Origin of the sequence: Streptomyces sp. NPDC007162 (assembly GCF_040634175.1) — a bacterium.
GTDB lineage: Bacteria > Actinomycetota > Actinomycetes > Streptomycetales > Streptomycetaceae > Streptomyces.
The window spans coordinates 1-6,390 of the sequence record NZ_JBEYFC010000504.1 but is presented as its reverse complement, the minus strand read 5'-3'; the positions used below and the strand labels follow the sequence as shown (position 1 = coordinate 6,390).

General features: G+C 71.0%; 4 protein-coding genes. 1 reads left to right on the top strand and 3 read right to left on the bottom strand.

Annotated features, from left to right (window positions below; translation table 11 throughout):
- The 3 genes from ABZ646_RS37435 to ABZ646_RS37425 all read right to left on the bottom strand — a co-directional run.
- Positions 1 to 939, bottom strand: a 939-nt coding sequence (locus ABZ646_RS37435; RefSeq protein ID WP_360529410.1) for an RluA family pseudouridine synthase, incomplete at its 3' end; no start/stop codon positions are given.
- A gap of 67 nt (positions 940 to 1,006) precedes the next feature.
- Positions 1,007 to 1,615 carry a signal peptidase II gene (lspA, locus tag ABZ646_RS37430; protein WP_360529407.1) on the bottom strand — a complete coding sequence of 203 codons (609 nt, stop codon included), beginning with the start codon at positions 1,613 to 1,615 and terminating at the stop codon, positions 1,007 to 1,009.
- A 67-nt stretch (positions 1,616 to 1,682) separates the two neighbouring features.
- Positions 1,683 to 2,492: a TraR/DksA family transcriptional regulator gene (locus ABZ646_RS37425; RefSeq protein WP_360529404.1), complete on the bottom strand. Its 810-nt coding sequence runs from the start codon at positions 2,490 to 2,492 to the stop codon at positions 1,683 to 1,685.
- 614 nt (positions 2,493 to 3,106) lie between these two features.
- Here ABZ646_RS37425 and ileS point away from each other — a divergent pair.
- Complete coding sequence (gene ileS / locus ABZ646_RS37420; protein ID WP_360529401.1) at positions 3,107 to 6,244, top strand: isoleucine--tRNA ligase; 3,138 nt, start codon at positions 3,107 to 3,109, stop codon at positions 6,242 to 6,244.
- Positions 6,245 to 6,390 lie beyond the last annotated feature (146 nt).

Below are 6,390 nucleotides of genomic sequence, written 5' to 3'. Positions count from 1 at the left end.
GTACGTCTCCTCGCGGACCTGGTCGAGCGCCTTCTGGAGGTCGGCCGGGTAGTCGCTCTCGAACTCGACCCACTCGCCGTCCCCGGGGTGCTCGAAGCCGAGCCGGACCGCGTGCAGCCACTGGCGGGTCAGGTGCAGCCGCTTGGCGAGGGTCGGGTCGGCGCCGTAGGTGAGGTCGCCGACGCAGGGGTGGCGGTGGGCGGACATGTGGACGCGGATCTGGTGGGTGCGGCCGGTCTCCAGCTTCACGTCGAGCAGGGAGGCCGCGCGGAACGCCTCGATGAGGTCGTAGTGGGTCACGGAGGGCTTGCCGTCGGCCGTGACCGCCCACTTGTAGTCGTGCTGCGGGTGGCGGCCGATGGGGGCGTCGATGGTGCCGCTGGTCGGGTCGGGGTGGCCCTGGACGAGCGTGTGGTAGCGCTTGTCGACCGTGCGCTCCTTGAACTGGCGCTTCAGCGACGTGTACGCCCGCTCCGACTTGGCGACCGTCATCAGGCCGGAGGTGCCCACGTCGAGGCGGTGCACGATGCCCTGGCGCTCGGCGGCGCCGGAGGTGGAGATGCGGTAGCCGGCCGCCGCGAGGCCGCCGATCACGGTGGGCCCGGTCCAGCCCGGGGAGGGGTGCGCGGCCACTCCGACCGGCTTGACGATCACGACCACGTCGTCGTCGTCGTGCACGATCTCCATGCCCTCGACGGGCTCCGCGACGATCTGCACGGGTGCGGGCGTCCCCGGCATCTCGACCTCCAGCCAGGCTCCGCCGCGCACCCGCTCGGACTTGCCGACCACCGAGCCGTCGACCTGGACCTTGCCCGCCGCGGCCAGCTCGGCCGCCTTGGTGCGGGAGAAGCCGAACATGCGGGAGATGGCGGCGTCGACGCGCTCGCCCTCCAGGCCGTCGGGCACGGGCAGGGTGCGGATCTCGGGAAGCGTGCTCACCCGTCGAGTATGCCGGACCGCGCGGACAGCCCCGTACGCGAGCCCGTACGCCCCGCTCCGGCCCCGGTCAGTCCTTGTGGACGGTGCCGTCCGGGTCCAGGCCCCGGAAGGAGAGCAGCACGATCAGGACGCCGCCGCAGACGATCGCCGAGTCGGCCAGGTTGAACACCGCGAAGCCCTTCGGTGCGATGAAGTCCACGACCTGGCCCTCGAAGACCCCCGGTGAGCGGAAGACCCGGTCGGTGAGGTTGCCGAGCGCGCCGCCCAGCAGCAGGCCCAGGGCGATCGCCCAGGGGAAGCTGTAGAGCTTGCGCGCGAGGCGGAAGATGACGACGATCACGGCCGCCGCGATCAGTGTGAAAATGATCGTGAAGGCGCCGCCGAACCCGAAGGCCGCACCTGGGTTGCGGATCGCGTGGAACTCCAGCCAGTCGCCGATCACCTCGATCGGCGCGTGGTGCTCCAGCTTCGCGACCACGATCATCTTGCTGACCAGGTCGAGGGTGTACGCGAAGGCGGCCACCGCGAACAGCACGGCGATGCGGCGTCCGCGCCCGGGTCGCCGTCCGTCCGGGGCCGGCTGCTGATCCGCACCGGCCGCGTCGGGCGTCGCCGTCCGCTCGCCGCCGTCGTCCGGGGTGTCCGGCGTACCGATGATGCGCTCCGCCTCTGCCACGTGAGTCCCTCAACCTAGGTGCCTGCCTCGGGACGAGAGTACGGCACACCCCACGCGACCCCGGTGCTCAGTAGCGGCGTTCCTGCTTCTGCTTGCACTCGACGCACAGGGTGGCCCTCGGGAAGGCCTGCATACGGGCCTTGCCGATGGGGTTGCCGCAGTTCTCGCAGAGCCCGTAGGTGCCGGCGTCCAGCTTCTGCAGGGCCCGTTCGGTCTGTTCGAGCATCTCGCGCGCGTTGGCGGCCAGCGCCAGCTCGTGCTCGCGTGTGATGTTCTTGGTGCCGGTGTCGGCCTCGTCGTCGCCCGCGCCGTCCCCGGAGTCCCGCATCAGGCCGGCCAGGGCGTTCTCGGAGGTCTCGATCTCGGTGCGCAGCCGCGTCGCCTCGGTCGTGAGCTCCGTGCGCGCCTCGGCGACCTCCTCGGGCGTCCACGGGTCCTCGCCCGGACGCACCGCGAGCTCGCCCGGGACCGCCGTGGCGACCCGGGCCTTGGGAACGGCGGTCTCCGCCGCCGCAGTGGCCGTGCCAGGGGTCTTCTTCGCAACCACCGTCGTGGCTCCCGTCTGCTTCGCGGCCCGTGCCGCGCCCGCTTTCTTGCCCGTGCTCTTCTTGGCCGTGCTCTTCGCCGCCGTGCTCTTCGCCGCCGCGGACTTGGACGCGCCCTTGTCCGGCTGGTCCGCGACGTGCTCGGCCGCCGCGGTCGCCGCCTTCCCGGTCGTCGCCTTCCCCGTCGTCGCCTTCTTCACCGGTGCTTTCTTCACCGGCGCCTTCTGTGCGGCCGTCTTCTTGGCGGTGTGCTTCTCACCCGAGTCGGAGGCGGCCGTGCCCCTGGACCGGCCGGACGCCGACTGCTGTACGGCGGTCTTCTTCGCCACCATGGCCGCGGCCCCTTCACATATTGTGATCTTGCACGCGCATCGTGCTGGGACGATAAATCGACTCGAGTCCCGCGGCAACGGGGCACGCCGCCCGATCCGCCTGCCCCGCACCCCCCTCGCAGCAGGTATGCATGCGTTGTGCCCAGCTCCCCGCGGGGTAATCCGCCGAGCCGGACATCCCAGGATGCGAACACGCGTACCTCGCCATTCGGGTCATCCCGGCCACCGGACCGGCCCGCGCCGCCGGGGCCCGGGAGGGCTCCCGGAAATCGGGTCGGCCGCTGTCCGCGCGGCGCCGTACACTGGGCGGAGCGAGAAGCGTGGATGGGGACGAGTAGCGGCGTACGCAGCCCAGAGCGACCCGGGGACGGTGGGAGCCCGGGGGCGAGCGCGACGCGAAGATCACCCCGGAGCCGCCGGAAGAAAGCCGCAGCCGGCAAGCAGCGGCGAGTAGAACCGGTTTCGCGACCCCAATGAGGGGGCTCACCGGCGCGCACGGCGTCCGGCGGGCCAAGGAGGGTGGTACCGCGGGAGCGCGCCGCACACGGCGTCCGCACGACAAGGCTCTCGTCCCTCCGACGGAAGGCAGCAAGTCCGTTGGAGGAAGCTCGCAGATGACAGCGCCGACGTACCGCCAGGTACCCGCCCAGGTCGACCTGCCCGCCCTCGAGCACGCCGTGCTCGACTTCTGGCGCGAGCAGAAGATCTTCGCCAAGACCCTGGAGCAGTCCGAGGGCCGCCCGGAATGGGTGTTCTACGAGGGCCCGCCCACCGCCAACGGCATGCCCGGCGCCCACCACATCGAGGCGCGCGTCTTCAAGGACGTCTTCCCCCGCTTCCGCACCATGCGCGGCTACCACGTGGCCCGCAAGGCCGGCTGGGACTGCCACGGCCTGCCCGTGGAGCTGGCGGTCGAGAAGGAGCTCGGCTTCAGCGGCAAGCAGGACATCGAGGCCTACGGCATCGCCGAGTTCAACGCCAAGTGCCGCGAGTCGGTGACCCGCCACACCGACGCCTTCGAGGCGCTGACGACCCGCATGGGGTACTGGACCGACCTCGACGACGCCTACCGGACGATGGACCCCGAGTACGTCGAGTCGGTCTGGTGGTCGCTGAAGACCATCTTCGACAAGGGTCTGCTGGTCCAGGACCACCGCGTCGCCCCCTGGTGCCCCCGCTGCGGCACCGGCCTGTCCGACCACGAGCTGGCACAGGGCTACGAGACGGTCGTCGACCCCTCCGTGTACGTCCGTTTCCCGCTCACCTCCGGTCCGCTCGCCGGCCAGGCCGCGCTCCTGGTGTGGACGACCACCCCGTGGACCCTGGTGTCCAACACGGCGGTCGCCGCGCACCCGGAGGTCACCTACGTCGTCGCCACCGACGGCACCGAGAAGCTCGTCGTGGCCGAGCCGCTCGTCGCCAAGGCGCTGGGCGAGGGCTGGGAGACCACCGGCGAGTCCTTCACCGGCGCCGAGATGGAGCGCTGGACGTATCAACGTCCGTTCGAGCTCGTCGAGTTCCCGGAACCCGCGCATTACGTCGTGAACGCGGAATACGTCACCACCGAGGACGGTACGGGCCTGGTCCACCAGTCCCCCGCCTTCGGTGAGGACGACCTCAAGGTCTGCCGCGCCTACGGCCTGCCGGTGGTGAACCCGGTCCGTCCGGACGGCACCTTCGAGGAGGACGTCCCGCTGGTCGGCGGCGTCTTCTTCAAGAAGGCCGACGAAAAGCTCACCGAGGACCTGGCTCAGCGCGGCCTCCTGTTCAAGCACCTGCCGTACGAACACAGCTACCCGCACTGCTGGCGTTGTCACACCGCGCTGCTCTACTACGCGCAGCCGTCCTGGTACATCCGCACCACGGCCGTCAAGGAGCGGCTGCTCCAGGAGAACGAGAACACCAACTGGTTCCCGGACACCGTCAAGCACGGCCGGTACGGCGACTGGCTGGACAACAACATCGACTGGGCGCTGTCCCGCAACCGCTACTGGGGCACCCCACTGCCGATCTGGCGCTGCGAGGACGGCCACCTCACCTGCGTCGGCTCCCGCGCGGAGCTCACCGGGCTGACCGGCACCGACCAGTCGGAGCTGGACCCGCACCGCCCGTTCATCGACGACGTCACCTTCGCCTGCCCCGAGTGCGCGAAGACGGCCACGCGCGTGCCGGAGGTCATCGACGCCTGGTACGACTCGGGTTCGATGCCGTTCGCGCAGTGGGGCTACCCGCACAAGAACAAGGAGCTGTTCGAGAGCCGCTACCCGGCGCAGTTCATCTCCGAGGCCATCGACCAGACCCGCGGCTGGTTCTACACGCTGATGGCGGTCGGCACGCTGGTCTTCGACAAGTCCAGCTACGAGAACGTGGTCTGCCTCGGCCACATCCTCGCCGAGGACGGCCGCAAGATGTCCAAGCACCTGGGCAACACCCTGGAACCGATCCCGCTGATGGACCGGCACGGGGCGGACGCGGTGCGGTGGTTCATGGCGGCCGGCGGCTCGCCGTGGGCGGCTCGCCGGGTGGGCCACGGCACCATCCAGGAGGTCGTCCGCAAGACCCTGCTGACGTACTGGAACACGGTCGCCTTCCAGGCGCTGTACGCCCGTACGTCGAACTGGGCGCCGTCCGCGGCGGACCCGGCCCCGGCCGACCGCCCGCTCCTGGACCGCTGGCTGCTGTCCGAACTGCACGCCCTCACCGACCAGGTGACGCAGGCGCTGGAGGCGTACGACACCCAGCGGGCCGGCAAGCTGCTGTCCGCGTTCGTCGACGACCTGTCGAACTGGTACGTCCGCCGGTCGCGCCGCCGTTTCTGGCAGGGCGACAAGGCCGCGCTGCGCACGCTGCACGAGGTCGTCGAGACCGTCACCAAGCTGATGGCCCCGCTGACCCCGTTCATCACCGAGCGGGTGTGGCAGGACCTGGTCGCGCCGGTCACCCCGGGCGCGCCGGAGTCGGTGCACCTGGCGTCCTGGCCGGAGGCCGACCTGTCCGCGATCGACCCGGAGCTGTCGAAGCAGATGGTTCTGGTACGACGGCTCGTGGAACTCGGCCGGGCCACGCGCGCGGAGTCGGGCGTGAAGACCCGGCAGCCGCTGTCCCGGGCGCTGGTCGCCGCGGTCGGCTTCGACGCGCTCGACAAGGAGCTGCACGCGCAGATCACCGACGAGCTGAACGTGTCGTCGCTGGCGTCGCTGTCCGATGTGGGCGGCTCGCTCGTGGACACCACGGCCAAGGCCAACTTCCGGGCGCTGGGCAAGCGGTTCGGCAAGCGGGTGCAGGAGGTCGCCAAGGCGGTCGCCGCGGCGGACGCGGCCGCGCTGTCGCTGGCGCTGCGCGAGGGCACGGCGTCGGTGGAGGTCGAGGGCGAGACCGTGACGCTGGCCCCGGACGAGGTGATCATCACCGAGACGCCTCGCGAGGGCTGGTCGGTGGCGTCGGACTCCGGTGCGACCGTCGCGCTCGACCTGGAGATCACGGAGGAGCTGCGGCAGGCGGGCCTCGCGCGGGACGCGATCCGGCTGATCCAGGAGGCGCGCAAGAACAGCGGGCTGGACGTGGCCGACCGGATCGCGCTCAGGTGGGTGTCGACGGACCCAGCGGTGATCGCGGCACTGGCGGAACACGCTTCGCTGATCGCCGACGAGGTGCTGGCGACGGACTTCGCGCAGGGCGAGGGGGACGAGGGTTACGGCGCCCCCTTCACCGACGAAGGGCTGTCGCTGACGTTCCGGCTGCGCAAGGCGTAGGCGGCACCGGCCTGAACGAGAAGGGCCCGGTCTCCACGGGGGCCGGTCCCTTCTCGTACGTGCGGGTCGGAGCGCTCACTGTGCGCGGTTCCCCGCGCCCCTGGTGGGGTCGGTAGGCGCTCCTGAGAGGCGGGGCGGGACGCAAC

Bases quoted from the DNA above. Each gene is read 5' to 3' on its own strand.
- ABZ646_RS37425 (WP_360529404.1), bottom strand. From the start codon at position 2,492: ATGGTGGCGAAGAAGACCGCCGTACAGCAGTCGGCGTCCGGCCGGTCC.
- ileS (WP_360529401.1), top strand. From the start codon at position 3,107: ATGACAGCGCCGACGTACCGCCAGGTACCCGCCCAGGTCGACCTGCCC.